The sequence below is a fragment of the Corynebacterium sp. NML 120412 genome (assembly GCF_002285155.1).
Classification (GTDB): Bacteria; Actinomycetota; Actinomycetes; order Mycobacteriales; family Mycobacteriaceae; genus Corynebacterium; species Corynebacterium gottingense.
Genome location: NZ_NSGL01000001.1, coordinates 730,092 through 751,522, shown reverse-complemented (window position 1 = coordinate 751,522; position 21,431 = coordinate 730,092). Strand labels below are relative to the sequence as shown.

Annotated in this window: 14 protein-coding genes and 1 pseudogene; 9 read left to right on the top strand and 6 right to left on the bottom strand. The window is 65.3% G+C overall.

The genetic code is table 11. The features are described from left to right. Position 1 precedes the first annotated feature (1 nt). Both CKJ84_RS03395 and CKJ84_RS03390 read right to left on the bottom strand, forming a co-directional pair. Positions 2-1,708: an ABC-F family ATP-binding cassette domain-containing protein gene (locus tag CKJ84_RS03395; protein ID WP_095545942.1), complete on the bottom strand. Its 1,707-nt coding sequence runs from the start codon at positions 1,706-1,708 to the stop codon at positions 2-4. A gap of 31 nt (positions 1,709-1,739) precedes the next feature. Then, positions 1,740-2,708 (bottom strand): DUF6263 family protein, encoded by a 969-nt coding sequence (locus CKJ84_RS03390; protein WP_095545941.1) that lies wholly within the window; start codon positions 2,706-2,708, stop codon positions 1,740-1,742. Between the two features lie 188 nt (positions 2,709-2,896). Between CKJ84_RS03390 and lspA the strand changes: the two genes are divergently transcribed. The 7 genes from lspA (at position 2,897) to dnaE (ending at position 12,928) form a co-directional block, all read left to right on the top strand. After that, positions 2,897-3,442: a signal peptidase II gene (gene lspA, locus CKJ84_RS03385; protein ID WP_095545940.1), complete on the top strand. Its 546-nt coding sequence runs from the start codon at positions 2,897-2,899 to the stop codon at positions 3,440-3,442. Beyond that, a complete protein-coding gene (locus CKJ84_RS03380; RefSeq protein ID WP_095534867.1) occupies positions 3,432-4,361 on the top strand; it encodes an RluA family pseudouridine synthase in 930 nt (309 codons plus the stop codon). The genes lspA and CKJ84_RS03380 overlap by 11 nt, the downstream gene beginning before the upstream one ends. A 1-nt stretch (position 4,362) precedes the next feature. Next, positions 4,363-4,962 (top strand): hypothetical protein, encoded by a 600-nt coding sequence (locus CKJ84_RS03375; protein ID WP_095536811.1) that lies wholly within the window; start codon positions 4,363-4,365, stop codon positions 4,960-4,962. 163 nt (positions 4,963-5,125) lie between these two features. After that, entirely contained in the window at positions 5,126-6,976 is a 1,851-nt protein-coding gene (locus CKJ84_RS03370; protein WP_095545939.1) for an efflux RND transporter periplasmic adaptor subunit, read from the top strand. A 285-nt stretch (positions 6,977-7,261) separates the two neighbouring features. Continuing rightward, positions 7,262-7,975 carry an ABC transporter ATP-binding protein gene (locus tag CKJ84_RS03365; RefSeq protein ID WP_095534973.1) on the top strand — a complete coding sequence of 238 codons (714 nt, stop codon included), beginning with the start codon at positions 7,262-7,264 and terminating at the stop codon, positions 7,973-7,975. Positions 7,976-7,993: 18 nt separating this feature from the next. Further along, positions 7,994-9,283 (top strand): ABC transporter permease, encoded by a 1,290-nt coding sequence (locus CKJ84_RS03360; protein WP_095278017.1) that lies wholly within the window; start codon positions 7,994-7,996, stop codon positions 9,281-9,283. 78 nt (positions 9,284-9,361) lie between these two features. Beyond that, the gene (gene dnaE / locus CKJ84_RS03355) at positions 9,362-12,928 is read left to right on the top strand and encodes a DNA polymerase III subunit alpha (RefSeq protein ID WP_095546393.1); all 3,567 of its coding nucleotides are present in this window, start codon (positions 9,362-9,364) and stop codon (positions 12,926-12,928) included. Positions 12,929-13,200: 272 nt separating this feature from the next. Here dnaE and CKJ84_RS03350 read toward each other — a convergent pair whose 3' ends face one another. From CKJ84_RS03350 to CKJ84_RS03335, 4 genes and pseudogenes are all read right to left on the bottom strand, one after another. After that, positions 13,201-13,443: a hypothetical protein gene (locus CKJ84_RS03350; protein WP_143340303.1), complete on the bottom strand. Its 243-nt coding sequence runs from the start codon at positions 13,441-13,443 to the stop codon at positions 13,201-13,203. Positions 13,444-13,763: 320 nt separating this feature from the next. Further along, positions 13,764-14,195: a hypothetical protein gene (locus CKJ84_RS03345; RefSeq protein ID WP_095545937.1), complete on the bottom strand. Its 432-nt coding sequence runs from the start codon at positions 14,193-14,195 to the stop codon at positions 13,764-13,766. Positions 14,196-14,412: 217 nt separating this feature from the next. After that, a complete protein-coding gene (locus tag CKJ84_RS03340) occupies positions 14,413-16,395 on the bottom strand; it encodes a choice-of-anchor I family protein (RefSeq protein WP_143340302.1) in 1,983 nt (660 codons plus the stop codon). 221 nt (positions 16,396-16,616) lie between these two features. Next, positions 16,617-17,824: pseudogene (locus CKJ84_RS03335) on the bottom strand (IS110 family transposase). Positions 17,825-18,285: 461 nt separating this feature from the next. Between CKJ84_RS03335 and CKJ84_RS03330 the strand changes: the two are divergent. Together CKJ84_RS03330 and CKJ84_RS03325 are read left to right on the top strand one after the other, a co-directional pair. Next, complete coding sequence (locus CKJ84_RS03330; protein WP_095545936.1) at positions 18,286-18,957, top strand: ECF transporter S component; 672 nt, start codon at positions 18,286-18,288, stop codon at positions 18,955-18,957. A 107-nt stretch (positions 18,958-19,064) separates the two neighbouring features. Continuing rightward, positions 19,065-21,266, top strand: coding sequence for an ATP-binding cassette domain-containing protein (locus CKJ84_RS03325; protein ID WP_233125468.1), 2,202 nt, complete (start codon positions 19,065-19,067; stop codon positions 21,264-21,266). The last annotated feature ends 165 nt before the right edge of the window (positions 21,267-21,431 follow it).

The following is a 21,431-nucleotide window of genomic DNA, read 5'->3' as shown; positions in this document are numbered from 1 at the left end:
GTTAGTCCACTTCGTCGCGCCAGACCTCGCCGGTCCACATCGTGGACAGGGTGAGGATCCTGGCGCGTTCGTCGTTTGTGCGGATCCGCTCGCGCCACTGGCGGCGCACCCACCGGTCGTGGCTGGTGATGATCACGGTGCCCGCAAAGTCCAGCAGAGCGTGCTCGAGCTCTTCCGCCAGGGCGAGCGAGAGGTGGTTGGTGGGCTCGTCCAACAGCAGCAGGTCCGGGGGAGTGGAAAGGATCACGCCGAGGGAAACCCTGCGGCGCTGGCCCAGCGAGAGGTCCTCCAGCTTCGTGGCGGCCTGCGCCTCGGTCATCAGCCCCATCTCCACGAGGTCCGGGGAGTCGCCACCGGTGCGGATGGCAAACGCCTCGGCCGCGGTGACCGTCAGGTCGCGCCATGAGTCGTCCTGCTCAAGGCGGCCCACGCTGTACTCCTCCGGGATGAGGCACTCGCCGGAATACTCGGTGAGCGTGCCGTCCAGGATCTTCAGCAGCGTCGACTTGCCCGACCCGTTCGGCCCCTCCACCAGCAGCTGCTGTCCGGGCTGCAGCTTCAGGTCCAGCGGGGCGAGGCGATCCGGCACCGCGAGGCCCCGGGTCACCACCGCAGGCACGCCTATCGACGTTGCCGTGTGCTCCGGCACCCCGCGGAAGGACAGCCGCGCCGGCGGGGCCGGGACCGCTTCGCGCTGCAGCGCCTCCAGGCGAAGACGCGCGGAGCGGCGTCGGTTGCCCACCGTCTTCGCTGCCTTATCGGCGTAGAACTTCGCCGCGCTGCGCGTCTCGGTCTTGTTCTCGTGGGAGTGGAAGACGTCGTCCTCGCCCTGCTCGGCGGCCTTCTCCAGGCGCGCGCGCTCGTGCTCCTGGGCGGCGTAGTCGGTCTCCCAGCGTCGCCGGCGGTCCTCGCGCGCCTTGAGGTAGTCCGAAAACGCGCCGGAAAAGCGGGCGCCCTGGCGGGTCTCCTCGCCGAACCCGCCTTCCGCGCCGAGGCCGGGATCCAGGTCGACGATCCCGTCGCAGGCGCGGTCGAGGAAGTAGCGGCTGTGGGAGGCCACCAGCACGGGGCCCTTAAACGCCTCGAGCTCGCCGATGAGGAAGTCCACGGCCTCGTCGTCGAGGTGGTTCGTTGGCTCGTCGAGCACCATGGCCTCGACCGGGCGTAGCAGGAGGGCGGCGAGCGCGAAGCGGCGCCGCTGCCCGCCGCTCATCTCGCCGAGCGGGGTGGAAAGGGGCACGTTGGCCAGGCCAAGGCCGGCGAGCACGGTGGCGATGCGCGCATCCAATTCCCACACGCCGGACTGCTCCGCGCGCGCGAGCGCACGGTCAAAGTCGGCGGCGAGTGCGGCGGACGCGGCGTCGTCCTGCTCCGTGGCCATGGCCTCCCCGAGGCGGGTGATGTCGGCTTCGACGTCGCGGAGTTCGGCCACGGCGGCGTCGATAAGCTTGCTTGCGGGTTCAGTGAACGGCAGGGACGTCTCCTGGGCGATGAAGCCGGTGGTCGGCGGGGTGATGAGCTGGCCGGTATCGGCGGTGAGCTCGCCGGAGATGACGCCGAGCAGGGTGGATTTGCCGGCGCCGTTCTCGCCGATCAGGCCCGTGACGGAGCCGGAGGGGACGGCGAAGGAGATGTCGGTGAGTACTCGCTTGCCGCCGGGATAGGTAAATGAGATGCCATCGAGGCCGATGTGCAGCGGTGCGACCATGGGAAACTCCTTGAAAACTCTGGGGTGAGCGCTACGCGTCGTCGGACCCGTAGGTCACGGCCTCCGTGACGTCCTGCACCACGCGGTAGGCGGCGTCCTCGCCCGAGTAGACCAGGCGGGTGGTGGACGCGACCTGCCCGGACGTGGGCAGCGGGTGCTTCAAGTCCAGCGTAATACTGCCCTGCGAGTTCGTTGACGTGCTCTCCACGTCAAGCGTCTGCCCGTCCAGGTCCCCGGCGGCAGAGTTATCAATCTGCAGCGACTGCTGGGTCGGGCGCTCCTCCACGTGGACGTCAAGGTCGACCGCATCGCCCTCGAGCCGGGTCACCGTATAGGTTGCGGTGCGCAGCATGTTCGAGGTCCCGGTGACGCGGTTGCGCACGGTCCACGAGCCGCCCACGCCGACCGGTTCGTCCGGCAGCACCACGTTCATCGATGCCACGGCCAGCAGCGACTGCTCCACCGCTTGGCGCCCCCGCTCCTGGGACTCGTTCGGCGCCATGAGCTTCAGCGTGGAGATGGCGCCGGTCGACTGCGCCCGCCAGCGCATGAGGAACCCCTCCGCGGACGCGACCTCCTGGCTCAGCGGCAGGTCGGAGTGCTTGCCTTTTCCCACGGTGAACTCCACCGCAGCGTCCGCCGGGGACTCGTCCTCGCCCGGCTCCGGGGCGCTGCCCGCCGTAACGGCGAGCGGGAGGGTGGTGGTGGAGACGTCGACGCTGCTCACGTCCGGCAGGCCGGGGTCCTCGTGCGCTTGGTCCGCGGGCAGCACGTCCTGGCTGATGCCGGAGGACACCGCGACGGTGGTGTCCCAGGCGTTGGTCTCGTCGGTGTTCTCGCCGCCTTCGCCACCCAGCCGGTAGGAGAGCTGCTGCGGGGACTCGCCCGCGGCAACGACCTCCACGGCCGGGGTGTCCATGGCAAACGCCGGAATCCCCTTGAGCGGGTCCTCGTCCGCGGTGCCGCAAGCAGTCAGCGGGAGCAGCGTTGCGCTGAGCACCAGGCAGGCGGCGGCGAAACGGGGTCGGTGAGCTGGGCGAGCAGGACGCGCCGAGCGCGCTCGGGGAGGCAGAAACATCACACTTTGAAACTACCGCACCGCGACGACCCGGAAGCAACCACGGCTGCGTGCCCAGACCGGGCGACAGTGCGCCCGCGCGGAGCCGGACCCGCTACAGTTGACAGGCGATGCAACACAACAACAGTCACACCAATACGCAGGACCCGGCGTCCGCGCCTCGCGGCCCGCTCCGGGGGAGGTACCTGCCGCTCGTCGCCGCCGTCATGCTGGTCATCGCGGTGGCGGATCAGGCCATCAAACAGCTGATGGTCTCGTGGCTCGAGCCGGGGGATCAGGTCCCGCTGATTGGTGACTGGTTCCGGTTCTACCTGCTGTTCAACCCGGGCGCGGCCTTCTCCATGGGCCAGAACTCGACCTGGCTGTTCACCACGATCCAGCTCGCCTTCGTCGTCGGTGCGCTGCTCTACGCCCCGCGCTTGACCTCGCGTTTCGAGGCGATCGGTCTGGCCATGATCGCGGGCGGCGCCCTGGGCAACCTCATTGACCGCCTGTTCCGTGACCCCGGCTTCTGGTTCGGCCACGTCGTGGACTACATCTCCGTGGGCTCGTTCGCGGTCTTCAACCTCGCGGACGCCTGCATCACCGTCGGCACCGCCCTGTTCGCGTTGGCGGTGTTGACCTCCGACCACAAGGAGGCGCCGCATGCCGGGTGACTTCCGCAGCCTCCCCGTCCCCGAAGGCCTGGCCGGCATGCGCGTTGACGCCGCGCTGGCCAAACTCTTCGGCATCTCCCGCAGCGTTGCCGCCGAGATGATCGCGCAGGAGCAGGTGCTTATCGACGCCACACCGCCCCAAAAATCCGACCGCGTCATCCCAGGCGCCCTCATCGAGGCCACCCTCCCGGAACCCAAGCGAGCGCCGGAACCGGTGGCGGAGCACGTCGAGGGCCTGGAGATCCTCTACCACGACGCCGACGTCATCGCGGTGGACAAGCCCGTCGGCGTTGCCGCGCACCCGACCCTCGGGTGGGACGGCCCCACCGTTCTCGGCGGCCTGCAAGCCATGGGCTTCACGCTGCCGGACGCGGGTCCCCCGGAGCGCAAGGGCATCGTGCAGCGCCTGGATGTCGGCACCTCCGGGGTGATGGTGGTCGCCGCGAGCGTCCAGGGATACTCGGTGCTCAAGCGTGCCTTCAAGGAGCGCACGGTGGACAAGACCTACCACGCCGTCGTCCAGGGCCTGCCGGACCCCATCGTGGGCACCGTCGACGCGCCCATTGGCCGGCACCCGTCGTCGGGCTGGAAGTTCGCGGTGACTGACGACGGCCGACCGAGCGTGACGCACTACTCCGTCATCGAGGCCTTCCGCCGCGCAAGTCTGCTCGAGGTGCACCTGGAGACGGGGCGCACCCACCAAATCCGCGTGCACATGTCCGCGCTGGGCCACCCGTGCGTGGGTGACCCCATGTACGGTTCCGACCCGAACCTGTCCAAGCGTCTCGGGCTGATCCGCCAATGGCTGCACGCGAAATCGCTCGGGTTCACGCACCCGCGCACCGGTGAGTACATGACGGTCGAGTCCTCGTACCCAGCAGACCTTCAACACGCGCTGGATGTGCTGAGGGCGGGCTAGCATGCGCCATCCGCTTGCCGCAGCAGCCGCCGTGTTCGGGGCGTGTGCGCTGCTCATCGTCGCGTTGTACGCCGTCGGGATGTCTCACGCGCCCGCCACGCCGACGCTGCAAGGCGACGCGCTCGGCCCCGATCCGGGAGAGTCAGCGGAGGAGTACTTGCAACGCGCCGCGGCGACGCTTGACTCCGCGCGGAGGAAGAGCGCGCCGGGCGACTCCCACCTCGCCCTGGTCGCGTTCGACGCGCCGCAGTCCTGCGACGCGGCGGCAGCTGCGTACCGAGACGTGCCGCGCGTCAACGCGATCGTGCCGGAGGGCCTGCCGCCGAAGGACACCCCGGAGCCAGTCGGGGAGACGAGCGCAGGAAGGGGCGAGGTGTGCGAGCGCGAGGCGCGCCGGGCCGTTCAGCGCGAGTCAGGCGCTGGGCCGGACTGGGCGCAGGCTTCTGTGCTCCTCGCTGGCGCGGTGGTGACCGCGGACGTTGCAACGCTGTCGCGCCTCGCGGAATCGTCGCACGTGCGCTCAGTCGAGGTATTGCCCGCCGACGCGGTGTGGGGCGCAATCGCTGTGCGGAACCCGGGTGTGTATTCAGCGGGTTCGTAGGCAGAATCCAGGCTCGTCGTTCGGGTCCCAAGCGGGGGAAGGCGCTGGCCCGAAGTGGTCCGGGCCCGTGTATAGTTCAACGAAGTTGCACGCCTAAGCGCCCGGACTCTTCAGTTGGCTTTGCCGAAGACGCCGTTGGCGCGCCCGTTTGTGAGGAGAAGTTTTGGTTTCCGAATCCGGAATTGCCACCCCGCACGCCACCACCAACCGCCGCCGGTCGCTGAAGCTGCGCTCCGTCGCGGTAATCACCACCGTGTCGCTGTTTGCATCTGCCTGCGGCTTCGGTGGAGGAGACAACAGCAAGGACGCGGACGGCTTGCAGCCGGGCGACTACACCGTGGCGTCGGCGGAAGACGTCTCCGACAGCGTTGTGGTCAACGGCAGCATTGCTCCGGTTCGGGCAATGAACATCACCACGTCGGTGCAGTCCGAGGTGCAAAAGATCGCCGTCCAGCCCGGTGACCGCGTGCAAAAGGACCAGTTCTTGGTCTCTATGGACACCGAGCAGCTGGACCGGCAGCTTGCCGCGCAGGAGCGCCAGCAGGCGAACGCTCAGGCCGACGCCACCCAGGCGCTGCAGCAGGCAGAATCCCAGCTCAACGCCCACGACCAGTCCATTAACGACGGCACGAACCAGGCCATCCGCCAGGCACAGGCTCAGGTGGATCAGGCGCAGGCTGCATACAACGCGGCGCTCGCCGCAAACGGCGGTCGTTCTGCAACCCGAGTGGCCGACGTATTTTCCCAGATGGCGGGCAACCTCTCCTCGCACCTGCCGGGTAGCTCGAGCGGCGGCGCCCCGGAGGCTCCGGCACCCGCTGCACCGGCAGCACCCGCAGCCCCCGCTGCGCCAGCTGCACCTGGCGCGGGCGCGGTGGCGGTACCGGGCGCTGCCGGCGCAGACGGCGCGGCAGGCGCCGGTGCGGTCTCCCCGGAGGACCTCGCCAGCATGGCAGGCGCCCAGGGCGCGGGTGCTGCAGGCGCGGCTGGGGCCGACGCCGCGGCGAGTGCGCCGATGAGCGTCGATGAAGCGTACGCAGCGCTGCAGGATGCCCAGGCGGCGCTCGCGGCCGCGCAGACCCAGGCGCAGCAGGAGCGGGAGCAGCTGCAGGGGCAGGTGGACAGTGCGCGTCGACAGGCGGAAAGCGCCGGCATCTCTGAGAGCGACGGCACGCTGGAGTACCAGCTGCAGGAGGCGACGCTGTACTCGCCGCTCGCCGGCATCGTGACCGCGGTGGACGTGCAGGAAGGCGACATCCCGCAGGGCAAGCTGCTCAGCTTGGCAGATGATTCCAGCCTGATCATCAAGTCCGAGGTTCGCGAGGCCGACGTGCCGAACATCGCGCAGGGCAACCGCGTCGAGTTCACGTCGACCGCAACCGGCGACAAGAAATTCAAGGGGCGTGTAAAGCGCATCGCCCCGGCCGCTGACCGGAGCGCGTCGGGCAGCATGAGCAGCGGCATGGCAGGTGGCATGGCCGGAGGCGTGAACGCGGCCGGCGGAGCCAACGACCAGTCCAGCAGCGTGACCTTCCCCGTGGAGATCGAGGTCACCGGCGACAAGAAGGGACTCCTGCTCGGCGGTACGGTGCGCGCGGAGATCATCACCGAAGAGTCCCCGGACGCCCTCAACGTGCCTGTCGACGCCGTGTACGGCGACGATAATGACAAGAAGGTCCTGGTGCTCGCCACCGATGGCGACGACGCGAAGTCCGGCAAGGTGGAGGAGCGCAGCGTGAAGACGGGCGCCACCAACGACGTGGACATTGCCATCACCGGGGGCGACCTCAAGCCGGGCGACATCGTCATCAACTGGCCGGACGAGTACTCCGACAAAATCGGCGAGACCGTGGACATCTCCGATCCGAAGTTCGACCCGCAGCAGGTACGCGATGCCAAAGACGGCGCCAAGGACAGCGCGAATGACAGTGCGAATGACAAGGACGGGACAAAGTCCTCTGAAGCGCCGAAGTCTGAGCAGAAGGACGCCGCCGAGGGCGGCGAGGAAAAGTAGGGGAGCGCGCCGTTGAAGAAGTTCTCCCGAAAAGGAAAACACGCCCGCAGAGACGACGACAACGCACTCGACACTGCGCAAGCAGCGCCCGGCCAACCGGCCGGGACCGGGGAAGACGACGACCCGTTTTTCTTCGGCGCGGAGGAGGCCACCGGCGAGCAGCCGGCCGTCTCCACTACGAAGGAGCCGCCGAAAGCGCAGCCCGGGGAGCAACGGGGCGGGAGCTCGGTGATCGTTGGTGGGGAACGTGGGGGCGTCGATAAGCGTCCTGCTCCTGCGAACCCGATGGCAAACTCGGGCCTGCTCATTGACATGCGCGGGGTGGTGAAGACGTACAACGAGGGGGAGCCGAGCGAGCTGACCGTGCTGCACGGCATTGACTTTCACGCAAAACCGAGCGAGTTCGTGTCCATCGTTGGTCCATCCGGCTGCGGTAAGTCGACGCTGATGAACCTGATTGGCATGCTGGACCGGCCGTCCAAGGGCGCGTACGCGTTCAACGGCGAGCCGGTCTACGCCAAGGAGGACAAGGAGCTCGCGTCGTACCGCAGCAAAAACATCGGCTTCATCTTCCAGAACTTCAACCTCATCGGCCGCATCGACGCGCTGCAAAACGTGGCCATGCCCATGATGTATGCGGGCGTGGAACGAAAGGAGCGCGAGGAGCGCGCCGCGGAGCTGCTGGAGATGATGGGGATGGGTGACCGCATTCACCACAACCCGAACGAGCTGTCCGGTGGCCAGAAGCAGCGCGTGGCTATTGCACGCAGCCTGGCCAACGACCCGGACCTCCTGCTTGCCGACGAGCCAACCGGCGCACTCGATTCAAAGACCGGCCGCATGGTGATGGACCTGTTCCACAAGCTGCACAAGGACCTGGGCAAGTCAGTGGTGTTTATTACGCACAACCCGGAGCTCGCGGAAGAAACAGAGCGCGTCGTGGAAATGATGGATGGGCGCGTTGCCAACGTGCGCACGCCCGCCGGGCTGGGAATGTAAGGAAGGAGACGACACACCGTGAATATCCAAGAATCGCTCCGGCTGGCCGTCTCCAGCCTGAACAAGAACAAGCTGCGCTCGCTGCTGACGCTGCTGGGCATCATCATCGGCATCATGGCCGTGGTGATCATCATGACCCTCGGACGCGGCCTAGAGAACCAGGTCATGTCCGGCCTGCAGGGCGTGGGCACGACGACGCACCCGGTCGTGGTGCACGAGCGCCCCGACGAAGAGGAACAGTCCGACGACCCGTTTGCGGCCATGTCGCAGGCGCAGCCGACGGACGAGCGAGACTCGCTGACGCTGCAGGACCTGCAGGATATGCGCGACGCGTTCGGCGACCGCATCACCGGCATCGACGTCGACCTCTCCGGCATGGGCGAGATTGAAAACGGCGACAAGGACCCAGTGAGCACTACGATCAACCCGGCGCTCATGGATTCCATTGACATGCGCGGCGGCGAGGTCGAGTTCGGCCGCGGCATCTCCGATAAGGACATGCAGGGCCAGCGCCCGGTGGCCGTGGTGAGCCCAGAGCTTGTCGACGCCATGTTTGACGGCGACCCTGCCTCCGCCTTGGGCGAACGCATCGATCTGGTGCAAGAAGGCCAACCGGCCGTCTTCACCATCATCGGCGTGCTCGGCGACAAGACGGATGGCGCCGCCGGCGGCGGCGGAGCGTTCGGCGGGATGCAGTCCTACGCCGAGGCGTACATTCCCGTCACCGCGGCCGACCGCATCGGTCTGAACGGGGATTGGTTCACGTCCATCTCGGTGCGCAGCTCCGGCGAGGAGGAGGCGGCCACGTTCCAGAAGGATCTGCAGGACTACCTGGACCGCCAGTACCGCGGTAATGAAACCTACGAGGCCGAGGTCATCGACCTGTCCTCGTCGCTGCAGGAACTGACCAGCGTGTTCCGCATCATGTCCTCGGTGCTTTCCGCAATCGGCGGCATCTCCCTGCTGGTCGGCGGCATCGGCGTGATGAACATCATGCTGATTACGGTCACGGAGCGCACCCGCGAGATCGGCGTGCGCAAGGCGCTCGGCGCGACCCACGGCGACATCCGCACGCAGTTCATCGTCGAGGCGATGCTGGTCTGTCTGGTCGGCGGCGTCATCGGCGTTATCCTCGGCGGGGCAATCGGCATGATCGCCACCGCGGCGTTCGACGCATTCGTGTGGCCCCCGGTCGGTGCAGTGTTGCTTTCGCTGTTGTTCTCACTCGCCACCGGCGTGTTCTTCGGCGCCTACCCGGCGTCGAAGGCGGCAAAGATGCAGCCTATTGAGGCGCTCCGCTACGAGTAGACGGCGCCGTCGCGGCGAATCACACCCCCGTAATCACGGGGGTTTTGCCGTTTCTTGAGTCGGGTTAAGATGACCCGCATGGCCAAAAACTCCTCCTTCGTCCACCTCCACAACCACACCGAGTTTTCCATGCTGGACGGCATGGCCAAGGTGGACCTGCTGGCCGATGAAGTGGTGCGCCAGGGCATGCCTGCTGTGGGCATGACGGACCACGGCAACATGTTCGGCTCCAACGCCTTCTACCGGCGCATGGTCGACGCTGGCGTGAAGCCGATCATCGGCATCGAGGCCTACATGGCCCCGGCCTCTCGCTTTAACAAGAAGCGCCAGCTGTGGGGGACCCCGGATCAGAAGCGCGACGACGTCTCCGCGTCCGGCGCCTACCTCCACCAGACCATGCTGGCGGAAAATGCCACGGGACTGCACAACCTGTTCAAGCTGTCGTCCCTCGCCTCCTACGAAGGACAGCTGGGCAAGTGGCCCCGCATGGACGCCGAGCTCATCGCCGAGCACGCGGACGGCATTATCGCCACCACTGGCTGCCCGTCCGGCGACGTGCAGACGCGCCTGCGTTTGGGCCAATACGACGAGGCCCTGGAGGCTGCCGCGATGTGGCAGGACATCTACGGGCGGGACAACTTCTTCCTTGAGCTTATGGACCACGGGCTCCACATCGAGCGCCGTGTCCGCGACGACCTGCTGCGCATCGGCAAAGCACTGGACCTGCCCCCACTGGTGACCAACGACTGCCACTACGTGCTGGAATCCCAGGCGCCCGCGCACGAGGCGATGCTGTGCGTGCAGACCGGTAAGACGATGATGGACCCGGATCGCTTCAAGTTCGACGGCACGGGCTACTACATCAAGTCCGCAGAGCAGATGCGCGAGATTTGGGACTCCACCGTGCCGGACGGCTGCGACAACACGTTGTGGATTGCCGAGCGCGTCGGCGATTACGGCGAGCTCTGGGAGGACCACCCGCACGATCGCATGCCAATCGCGGACGTGCCGGAGGGCGAGACGCCGACGAGCTGGCTGCGCAAGGAGGTTCAGCGCGGGCTCGAGGCGCGTTTCGACGGCAGCGAGGTCCCAGAGGAGTACCTCAAGCGCGCGGAATACGAGATCGACGTCATCGACATGAAAGGCTACCCGTCCTACTTCCTCATCGTCGCGGAGCTGATTAAGCACGCGCGTGAGGTGGGCATCCGCGTCGGGCCGGGCCGTGGCTCGGCGGCTGGTGCACTTGTGGCCTACGCGCTGACCATCACCAACATTGACCCGATGGAACACGGCCTGCTCTTCGAGCGATTCCTCAACCCGGAGCGTCCGTCCGCGCCCGATATTGATATTGACTTTGACGACCGCCGCCGCGGCGAGATGATCACCTACGCCGCCGAGCGCTGGGGTGAGGACAAGATTGCCCAGGTGATCACGTTCGGCACCGTGAAGACGAAGCAGGCGATCAAGGACTCGGCGAAGGTGAACTTCGGCCAGCCCGGCTTCCAGATGGCAGACCGCATCAACGCGGCCCTGCCCCCAGCGATCATGGCGAAAGACATCCCGCTCGTCGGCATCACGGATCCGGAGCACGCCCGCTACACCGAGGCAGCCGAGGTGCGCTCACTGATCGAGACGGACCCGGATGTGGCCAAAATCTACGAGACGGCCCGCGGCCTCGAGGGCGTCGTGCGCCAGGCCGGCGTGCACGCCTGCGCGGTGATCATGGCGTCCGTGCCGCTCATGGACCACATCCCGATGTGGAAGCGCCCGGCGGACGGCGCGATCATCACCGGCTGGGATTACCCGGCCTGCGAGGCCATCGGCCTGCTGAAGATGGACTTCCTGGGCCTGCGCAACCTTACGGTGCTTGGCGACGCCCTGGAGAACGTGAAGAAGAACCGCGGTGAAACGCTCGACCTGGAAACGCTGGATACAGACGACACAGCTGTCTACGAGCTGCTCTCCCGCGGCGAGACCCTCGGCGTGTTCCAGCTGGACTCCGGCGGCATGCAGGAGCTGCTCAAACGCATGAAGCCGACCGGCTTTAAGGACATCGTGGCGTCGTTGGCGCTCTACCGCCCGGGTCCGATGGGTGTGAACGCGCACTGGGACTACGCGGACCGTAAGAACGGTCGCAAACCCATCACTCCGATCCACCCGGAGCTGGACGAGCCGCTGCGCGAGATTCTCGACGAGACCTATGGCCTCATCGTGTACCAGGAGCAGATCATGCGTATCTCTCAAAAGGTGGCAAATTACACGGCCGGCGAGGCAGATGGCTTCCGTAAAGCGATGGGTAAGAAGAAACCCGAGGTGCTCGCCCAGCAGTACGACAAGTTCTGGGGCGGCATGCAGGAGAACGGGTACTCCAAGGCAGCGATGGACGCGCTGTGGGGCACGATCGAGCCGTTCGCGTCCTACGCGTTTAACAAGTCGCACGCCGCTGGCTACGCGCTGGTGTCGTACTGGACGGCCTACATGAAGGCGAATTACACCGCTGAGTACATGGCGGCGCTGCTGACGTCGGTTGGCGACAAGAAAGACAAGTCCGCGATCTACCTGTCGGACTGCCGTCACCTTGGCATTTCGGTGTTGCAGCCGGACATTAATGAGTCGGAAGAGAACTTCATGGCTGTCGGCGAGGACATCCGCTACGGCCTCGCCGCGGTGCGCAACGTCGGCGCCGAGGTGGTGGAGTCGATCAAGGAAACCCGCCGCACGAAGGGCCACTTCACGAGCTTCTCCGACTACTTGGACAAGATCGATCTGTTGGCCTGCAACAAGCGTATCACCGAATCGCTAATCAAATCCGGCGCGTTCGACTCGCTCGGGCACCCTCGCAAGGGGCTCATGCTCGTGCAGGAGGACATGGTCGACTCCGTGCTGACCACGAAGAAGGCAGCGGACAAGGGTCAGTTCGACCTATTCGCCGGCTTCGGCGGAGACGACGGGCAGGAGAGTGGCTCGGCCGTGTTCACCATGGACATTCCGGACGACGAGTGGGACAAGAAGCACAAGCTCGCGCTGGAACGCGAGATGCTCGGCCTGTACGTCTCTGGCCACCCACTCGACGGGTTCGAGGAGGCGATTGCCGCGCAGACCGACACCGAGCTGACCACGGTCTTGTCGGGCGAGTTGCGCCACGGCACGGAGGTCACGCTCGGCGGCCTGATCTCTAGCGTGGACCGCCGCTTCTCCAAGAAGGACGGTTCCCCGTGGGCGATCGTGACCATTGAGGATCATCACGGCGCCCAGGTCGACGTTCTCCTGTTCAACAAGGTGTACTCCCTCGTTGCGCCCCAAATCGTCGAGGACAACATCATCCTTGTCAAGGCCCGCGTGACCATTCGCGACGAGCGCATGAGCCTCTTCGGCGACGACGTCAAGGTCCCCGAGCTTGGGCCCGGCCACGGCGCCGGCCTGCCGCTGCGTCTGACGCTGCGCACGGACCAGTGCACGGTGGAGAATATCGCGCGACTCAAAGACGTGCTGCTGAACAACCCTGGCGATTCCGACGTGTTTCTCAACCTAGTGAACGGGGACCACAGCCAGATGATGGTCCTGGGCGATCACCTGCGCGTGGAGCGCTCAGCAAACCTCATGGGGGACCTCAAGGCTACGATGGGAATGGGAATTTTGGGGTAGCTGTGCTCCGCTGGCCGAGATCGGTTGGTCCGGTGTAGATGGAGCTAGCTCCGTTTGGCGGTGGCGGGGTGGTGAATTGCCTGGTCGGGCGACGTTGTCGGTTGCAGATGGAGCTAGCGCTGTTTGGTGGTGGCAGGGTGGTGAATTGCCTGGTCGCGCGACGTTGTCGGCTGTAGATGGAGCTAGCTCCGTTTGGCACCGACCCACCGCGCTCAGAACCACCACGCCGACAACCGCAGCGCCCCCCAAAAAAACGCGCGGCCGTCCAGTGTCTAGGGTTTGATACCCGCCTGGGCGAGCATTGCCTTAAGTTGCTCCTGCATCCGCGGGTTCGACGCCACGACCAGGGAAAGCGCCTGGATCAGGCCGGCAAGCATCGTGATGGCGAAGTTGATGTAGGTGAAGATCTCCTTGCCGCGCTCATCAAGAATGCCCTTGTTGATCCACTCCGAGCTCGGACCCGTTGCGCGGAACGGGGTGGGCGTTGCGGTCACGGCCGGTGCAGTCACCGTCACCGTCACCGGTGTGGGACCGTCTTGGGAGGGCGACGGTGTGGCGGATCCGGTTGCTGACGCAGAGGGGCTCGGAGTTGCGGTTGCAGACGGGCTGGGCGTGGCAGTCGTGCCTGCCGGAGCCGTACCGGTTGTCGCGGAAGTTTCGGTCGTGCTTGGGTCAGTGCTCTTCGCAGAAACGGGGCTCAGACCTGCTACGGCGAGTGCAACGACGGTGGCAGCAGCAACGGGGTAGGTCGCCTTCACTTTGTGTCCTTCCAGTGGGAATAGAGAGAAAAAATCGGCGGGGCCTTCGAGTGAAAGCCCCGCCGAAGTGCCGCGTCTTAGAATACCTTCGGAATGTTCAGGTGCGGGATGCCGAGGTGGAACTGCGCGTTGACCATGTCGATGATCTTGTTTGCGCCGGTCGGGTCGGAAGCAACGATCAGGGTGGTGGTCAGGACTGCCGCCAGGGTGCCGGACACGAAGCCGACGATGTGGCCGTTGGAGGAGCCGGAGGACTTGCCGTTGTTCGGCTGCGGAGCCGGCTTGTTCGGGGTGGTCGGCTGAGTGGTCTCAGTGCCCTCGCCCTCGGTGTCTGCGGGAGCCTCGGCGGTCGGCTCGGAGGTCTCGGTAGCCGCGGTGGTGGGCTCCTCGGTCGGGGTAGCGGTAACCGTAGCAGTCTGGGTGGTGGTCGCGTCCTCAGCCAGTGCCGGTCCTGCCGTGATGGCCAGTGCGGTTGCAGCTGCGACGGCAGCGGTGGAAATACGCTTCATTAGTTTCTAGCTCCTCGTGAGAGTTTTGGTCCTGCGCCGAAACCGGGCTGAAAGATTACAGCTCGGTTACAGCGATGTCGTTAGAGAAAGTAGCAGGTTTCTTACGAAAAGGATAGTGCAGGGTGCCACACCATCCATTTGTTCAAAACGAGCTCCAGCTTAGCTGGGTTTGCTTCGCAAAACTACTGGGTCGCGGGCAAACGTCCGCGAAATCCCACTAGAAGGGAAGCTTGGGTGCGCCCGGAATCTGGCCGAGCAGCTGGTCAACCGGGTTCTGGATCAGGCCCAGGGAAACGCCTCCGGCAACGAGTGTCACCAGAGCGGCGAGCACGCCTGTGACCGCAGCGACAACCTTGCCCGCGGTGGAGGAGCCCTCCTGCTCGTCACCAGTCTGCTGATCCGGGGAGTCCGGTTTTTCTTCCGGCTTCTTTTCCGGCGCCTCGCCGGGCTCCTCACCCGGCGTCTCCGCCGGCTCCTCCGCCTTGTCCAGCAGAGATTCCACCTGGAAGAGCGTGGTGGTGCCGGAGACCTCGTTGCCCACGGCCAGGAGTGCTTCGCCGTTCGGGGAGTCCGCGGCCGGGATGAATGTAAGTCCCTCGGCGCCGAGGTCGCCGACCTTGGACAGGCCGTCGTGAAGCTGCTCCTCGCCCTCGTCGGCAAGCGCTTCCATGTTGATCGAGAAGTCGCGGTTGTTCACGTAGACCTGGTACTTCGGAGCGCTCGGGTCGGTGATGTCGTAAACCATCACGCCGCCGAGGCGCTCAAAGCCGATGAACGCGTAGGTGCGGCCGTTGACCTCGCCGACGGTGACGCCCTCCGGCTCCGGGCCCTTGTCGTCGGAGCGGGTGTCAAAGGAGGTTTCGGTGTGGTTCGAGTTGAAGTACTCGGGCAGGATGCGGGAGGTGATTTCCTCGAACTGCGAGCCGGAGTCGAAGACGCGCTTGCCATCCGCGGTGAAGATGGAGAAGCTGCGCCCGCCCAGGTTGTACAGGTCGTCGTAGCAGCCCTTCTCCTCGTTGAGGCCCATGGAGGTGGTCATGTTCAGGCGCCCCAGCTGCTCGTCGGACTGCAGCTCCTCGAGCTGGTCCGCGGAGAGACCGGCGTAGCCCTCGCAGATCGGAGCGACGTCCTTTTTGCCAAACTTCTTCAGGCGCGCCTCTTCGGAGTAGCCGTCCCAGTCGCGCGAGTCGCCCTCGTTGGCCAGGACCAGGTAAGTTTCGCCGTCGACGTTGTAGGCGGCAATGGAGTCTGGCTGCAGGAGGGACTTCACCGGCCACTTGGAGGTGTTGGTCGTGCCGTCCTTGTCGGAGGCGTCGAAAGGCACCTCGCGGCGGTCGGTGACACCGAGCGGCCAGATGTCCTCGACCTTGCCGGAGGTGATGTCCACGACAGCGATCGCGTTGTTCTCCTGCAGGGTCACGTACGCCTTGTTGCCGTCGACGGCGATGTACTCCGGCTCCAGGTTCTGCGCCTCAGTCTGAGAGGCGCCGACCTGGCCAAAGATGCGCACGCCCTTGTCCGCCAACGTGCCCTCGAACGCCGAAAAGTCGGCGGTACGGACCTTGTCCTGCGTTGGTGCGGCAACGTCGTGCTCGAGGCGGATGAGGGAGATGGAACCCTCCGGGTCAACCGAGTAGTCCTCGGCCGGCTCGCCTTCGTTTGCCACCAGGGCGTAGCGGCCGTTGGGGGTCAGGGTCACCATATCCGGCAGGGAGCCCACGCCCACGCGGCCGAGCACTTCGCCCGGCGTGTCCGCGCCGGCGTCGAAGAAGATGACTTCGCCGGGCTTCGTCTTGTCCTCGTCCGGCTCCACGGTCGCGACCGCCAGGCCGTCCTCGCGCACGGCGACGGAGTTGATCGTGGTGTCGTCGCCGCCGTGAACTTCGCCCACCTTGGTCGGTGCCGTCGGGTCGGAGACGTCGAGCACGTCGATTTTGCCCGAGTTCGCATTCACGGTGAGCACGCGCTTCGAGGCTTTGTGGTAGGCCACGATCTCCGCGCCGGACTCGTCGAAGACGCCAGCGTCGTACGAGCCGATCGGAGCGATCTTAGCGGAAGCATCCTTGGCCTGGTCGTACACAGGCTTATCGACGACCACCGCGCCCGCCGGGGCAACAGCAATCAGCGATGCGGAGAGCGCGGCAGTAGCCGGCAACGCGAGCAGGGCGCGGGAGCGGGGACGGCGGAGCGAAGGGAACATGCGTAGGTCTTTCTTGGAGCTGGCTTCGGACCGGCTTTGGGTTCGCCTGTCAAAAGCGTGGTCTGCGGTTGGGGGGTGTTCCTATATAGGTTGTCAACTCCGCGGGTGGGCTTGTTGGGGGTGTGAACGGCTTCTGCTTCGTCTCGTAGATGTTGTTTTGGGTACCTTGAGGAGCCGATTGGGCTTGCTGTGCAATCGGCTTGGATGGGGGTCTGGTGGCTTTAGGCTGCTGCGGCCTCCTGGATTGTGGGGATGTCTCGGTAGAGCTCGCCGTTTCGCATCATGGCGAAGAGGACGTTGAGGCGTCGGCGTGCGAGTGCGACGACTGCGGCGTTGTGTCTTTTGCCTTCTTTGCGTTTTCGTTCATAGAATTGCCGGGAACGCTCGTGGAATCTGATCGATGCAAAAGACGATTGCCATAGGGCGTTCTTTAATTTTTGTTGCCAGCGCGGTTGGGCGAATTCGACATAATGGACGTTCCTGATTGATTTGTCCGTGGTGATAGGCCTGCATAGGACGCTAGGTGCGCTGCATCGGGGAAGTCGGACATATCGCCAACGGTCATGAGGATCTGTGCTGCGCTACGTGGGCCGATGTCGGGCATGGATAAAAGAATCTCGGTTTGAGGAATGTCTTGAATGAGCTTGAGTACCTGTGCTTCTATTTCCTTGCGATGCTCTAGTTTGGCCAGTGCGTCTTTGGCGGACATTGCTACGCCAAGTTCGGCGTATTCTGCGCCGGCAATGGACACGGTCTGTCCGTGGATGGCAGCAAGCATGGCATCGATGACAGGCTCGGGATTGCGCGCTTTGTGACTGCGCGCAAAGGCTGCTAGGCGTGTTTTACCGATGCGTCGAATCTTGGTGGGGTCACCGTATTTCGCAAGTAGGTGGAGGATCCATTTTCGGTGAATCATCTGTCCGCGCAGAACATGTTCGAATGCAGGATAGGTTCCTACGAGCGCGGATCGCATCTGGTTAATCAGGCGTGTGTAGGCCCGGGCGAGATCTTCGTCAATACCGTTGAGTACTTTCAGCTGGATAAAGACTTCCTCAACGCGGTCGACACTGCGCAAGGAATCTGGAAGGTTAAGACCGGCATGGGCGATGACGTAGGCGTCGCGTACATCGGTTTTGGAGTTGCCGACGTGGATGCGAGAGAGCTGTCGCATCGCAAGCCCTGGTAGATAGCGAACATCTGCCCCCATGTCTTGGGCGACTGCGACGGTTAATCGGCCGATGTTGTTGGGTTGATCGACAATGACCAGGACCGAGGCGTTGTCGGTGAGGAATTTGCCGAAGAGCTTGCGTAGTGAGCCTTCATGCTGGTTGATGCGTTTGGATAGGACTTGCCTGCCTTGGGGATCGAGGACGCAGGCGTGGTGGAAGTATTTGCCGACGTCTACGCCAATGACGAAGTCATAGGCCATGGGTGTGTGCCTCCTAGCGATGAATGAGAAGTTGGACTATTTAAGCTTCATCACTGGGGTTGGTCGGACATACTTGGACTGGCACCCACATTACTGTGAGACCTCATACCACCTGGGCTGGGTCAGGTTCCTATTAGCAGTTTGAGTATGTCACTGTCTTCGGCGACATCACCCCCCGGATCATTTTCAGACAGGGACAGGAATAAGCCATACCGAAGCCAGTGACTAGTTCCCCTGTCCTTTCAGACGGAGGGAACGGAAGTAAACATAGCCCGCCCAATCGGGCGGACAGGTTATGAATCTTCGGTGCCCTGGGGTGGAACTGCTAACAACGTAATGGGGGGAGCGGGGGCAAAGTCAATAATTCGAGTCTGGCATAAGTTGCTAAGGATTGCCTAACCTAATACTGTTTCAAGTTAGGTTCCCGATCGGGAATCGGCAACGGAAGCGAGGCGGCGACGATGAACAGAAAACGTGGATCGACCAGAGAACCCCTCTCCGGAGGGGGAGTCGGGGACGCGGGCCCGGACGGGACGGGCGACGGCGACGCGGTGGCGTCGCAGACGGACGACGGGCGGTTGGTACACGTCGCACCGGTCGCAGCGGGTGGCCGACCATCCACCCGCGATATGCTCGTCGCCGCCGCGATCGGCGTCGCGGGGTCTCTCGTCGTCGTGCCCTTGACCTACCTGCAGGTGTTCGCCGGCATCGCCCACGTTTATCTCGTCGCGGCGACGCTCGGGTTGTGGTTCCTGCAGTGCGTCGTTCCCCTCATCGTCGTCCGCAAGCCTGGCGCGAGCCTCATTGCGTGCCTTGCCATGGGCGTCGTGTCCGCGGCGACCACCCCGTTCGGCGTCGCCGCGATCGGGGCGCTGATCATGGAAGGATTGCTCATCGAGCTTCCATTCATGGTCACCCTGTACCGGCGGTGGACGCGTACCCAGTTCGTGGCGTCGGCGATGTTGTTTTCCGCGCTGATGGGAACGATGGCCCCGCGCGCAGTTGGCGTCGACTCGCCGACCACGCCCATGACCCTGATCAGCTTCGCCGTAGCCTTTGCATCGAGCTTGGTGTTTTTGGTCCTGGGCTTTTCCGTCGCAAAGGGGCTTCGCAGCCGCGGGGTCACCCGGTGACCGGCGGAGCACCCGCGTGCGCTGGTGCGACACGCGGGACGGCCCCGGCCCGGTTACGGGTCAGTGGCGCTGGCGTGCGGCACGCCGATGGGCGATGGGCACCCGACATGGTGGATCTCTCCTTCGACTTCGGTACGATCAATGTCATCACGGGACCCGTGGGATGCGGAAAGACGAGCCTGGCCCACCTCATCGCTGGACTGATCCCCTCGCACATCCCCATCGACCATGCCGGATCCGTGCATATCGTTGATGTCGACGGCACCGAATGCCCCGTGGACGGGGACCGGGTCACCTTCGTCGGGCAAGACCCGGCGACGCAGGTGCTCACGCTTCGAGTCGTCGATGACGTATCCATGGCCCTCGAGTTTTCCCTCGTGGAAGCCGACATCGTCGCCAAGCGATCAGCCGCGGCCCTATCAGAGCTCGGGCTGTCAGAGCTCGCGGAGAAGGATCCGTGGGCTTTGTCGGGCGGGCAACGCCAGCGGATGGCCATCGCCGGCGCGGTGGCCAGTGCGCCGGAGGTCATGATCTTCGACGAGCCCGCGGCCCACGTCGACGAGGATGGTCGCCGGTCGCTGTTCGCCGCTATCCGTGATTTGCGGGCCCCGGGGCGCGTCATCCTGCTCATCGAGCACGACCTCCGCCCGTTCGACGGGTGGGTCGACACGGTGACGATCCTCGATGTGGACGGGAGCGTCGCCGCCCACGGAGCGCCGGATGGCATCGCGGTGAAGGGCATTGCGACGACGGCCGCGACCGCCGGAACGCCGGACGCCAGTACGCCGGGCACGGGGGTGCCGGACCGTCCCAATCCGGAATCGGAGGCGGAGGCCGTTCCACTGCTGGCCTTGACCGGAACCCACGTGGCCCGAGGCGGGGAGAGGATCCTGAACGGGGCCGATCTGACACTGGAACGGGGCGAGATTCATGCCCTAGTCGGTGCCAACGGAGCCGGTAAGTCCACCTTGCTGGCGGTGCTGTCGGGCCAGATGAAGGCGGGAGCGGACCTCCGGATTGACGGCGCGTCCGCCCGGCGCGTCCCCGACGCCTTCGCGTCGTTGGCGTTCCAGAACCCCGAGCACCAGTTCACCCGCGCGACCGTCGCCGCGGAAATCGACTCCGCGCTGGCCGGCACGGACCCGCACGGACCACTCGGTGCCGATGAGCTGCGGAAACTGCGGGAAGCCTTGTGCCCCCGGGCACTTGACCCCGTCTCGCCGTTCGTCCTGTCGGGCGGACAGAAAAGACGGTTGGGCATCTTCCTGGCGGTGGCGGCCAATCGCCGTTTGCTGCTTCTCGACGAGCCGTTGGCGCATCTGGATTCGCCGAGCTCGCGCATCGTACTGGATGCCCTAGCGGAATACGCAGGGGCCGGCGGAACCGTTGTGTTCACGTGCCACGACCGCCGTGCTGCGCGAACGTGGGCGGATCGGGCGAGCATCGTCGCCGAAGGGAAGGTCGCCTGGTCCGGTCCCGCAGCCGACGTGCCGGCTTCCCCGGAGTCGTCCCGGCGGGATCGTGCACTGCCCGCGGCCGGCGCACGGACGTCCTTGGACGAAAGCCCCTGGACCAGTGGATCCGCCGCTCGAAGGCGCGCGGGGTTGAACGCCATCACGATTGTCGCGGCGGTGATGCTCGTCCTCGTCGCCGGGCTGCTCTCCGGCGGAGACGCCGTTCTCGCTCTGACGGGGGTCGCGTTCCTCGCACTCGCTGCGATCGCGGAACGCGACGTTCGGGCGACGGCGGGGAAGGTCCTCCTCGTCCTGTTGATCGGGGTGTTCTTCGGCCTGCTCGGGTGGCGCTCCGAGTTCTACGGCAGTGGGGATCCGGCGGAGGCTGTCCGCCACGGCATCCATCACGGACTGCTACTGACGGCCGTGTTTGCGGGGACGGTCCTGGTCTCCGCGTGTATGCGCGTCGAGGAGCTTTTCGACGCCATGGTGCAACGCCTCCGGGTGCCCTACACATGGTGCACCATAGCGATTTCCGGGGTGAGCATCGCGGCGTTCCTGCGCAGCGAAATCCCCCAGCTGACATGGGCGATTAGATTGCGCTCGATGCGACCGGGGCAGTCTTTCCGCTCCGGCTTCATTCGCGCGACGACGCCCGCGCGCATCGCCTTTCCCCTGTTCGTCAGCGCCGTGCGCTGCGCCGAAAAGCTGTCCCTGACCCTGGTGATGCGCAACTTCGGCCGCCATCCGCGGCGTACCTTCCGCACCGATCACCCCTGGCGAGTGCGTGACGGTTTCGCGGCCGCAGCGTCCGCCGCGGCCTTCGTTGCCGCCCTGGTGTCCGCAGTGACTTGACGGGCACCCGGAACCGGCGGTCCCCGAGCCCGCGAGCGTTTCCGAGCCTGTACGGAGACGCGCCCCACCCAGTTGCTTCAACCCTTCAGACACATCCTCCGGGTCGCGCCATGCGGGCCCGGTCCGCCCGGCACCGGCATGGCGCCGACAACCGAAAGAGGTACC

Coding starts and splice junctions, on each gene's coding strand:
- dnaE (WP_095546393.1), top strand. CDS start 9,362: ATGGCCAAAAACTCCTCCTTCGTCCACCTCCACAACCACACCGAGTTT.
- CKJ84_RS03345 (WP_095545937.1), bottom strand. CDS start 14,195: ATGAAGCGTATTTCCACCGCTGCCGTCGCAGCTGCAACCGCACTGGCC.
- CKJ84_RS03325 (WP_233125468.1), top strand. CDS start 19,065: ATGGTGGATCTCTCCTTCGACTTCGGTACGATCAATGTCATCACGGGA.
- CKJ84_RS03380 (WP_095534867.1), top strand. CDS start 3,432: ATGCCGGGTGACTTCCGCAGCCTCCCCGTCCCCGAAGGCCTGGCCGGC.
- CKJ84_RS03375 (WP_095536811.1), top strand. CDS start 4,363: ATGCGCCATCCGCTTGCCGCAGCAGCCGCCGTGTTCGGGGCGTGTGCG.
- CKJ84_RS03340 (WP_143340302.1), bottom strand. CDS start 16,395: ATGTTCCCTTCGCTCCGCCGTCCCCGCTCCCGCGCCCTGCTCGCGTTG.
- CKJ84_RS03365 (WP_095534973.1), top strand. CDS start 7,262: ATGGCAAACTCGGGCCTGCTCATTGACATGCGCGGGGTGGTGAAGACG.
- lspA (WP_095545940.1), top strand. CDS start 2,897: ATGCAACACAACAACAGTCACACCAATACGCAGGACCCGGCGTCCGCG.
- CKJ84_RS03330 (WP_095545936.1), top strand. CDS start 18,286: ATGAACAGAAAACGTGGATCGACCAGAGAACCCCTCTCCGGAGGGGGA.
- CKJ84_RS03395 (WP_095545942.1), bottom strand. CDS start 1,708: ATGGTCGCACCGCTGCACATCGGCCTCGATGGCATCTCATTTACCTAT.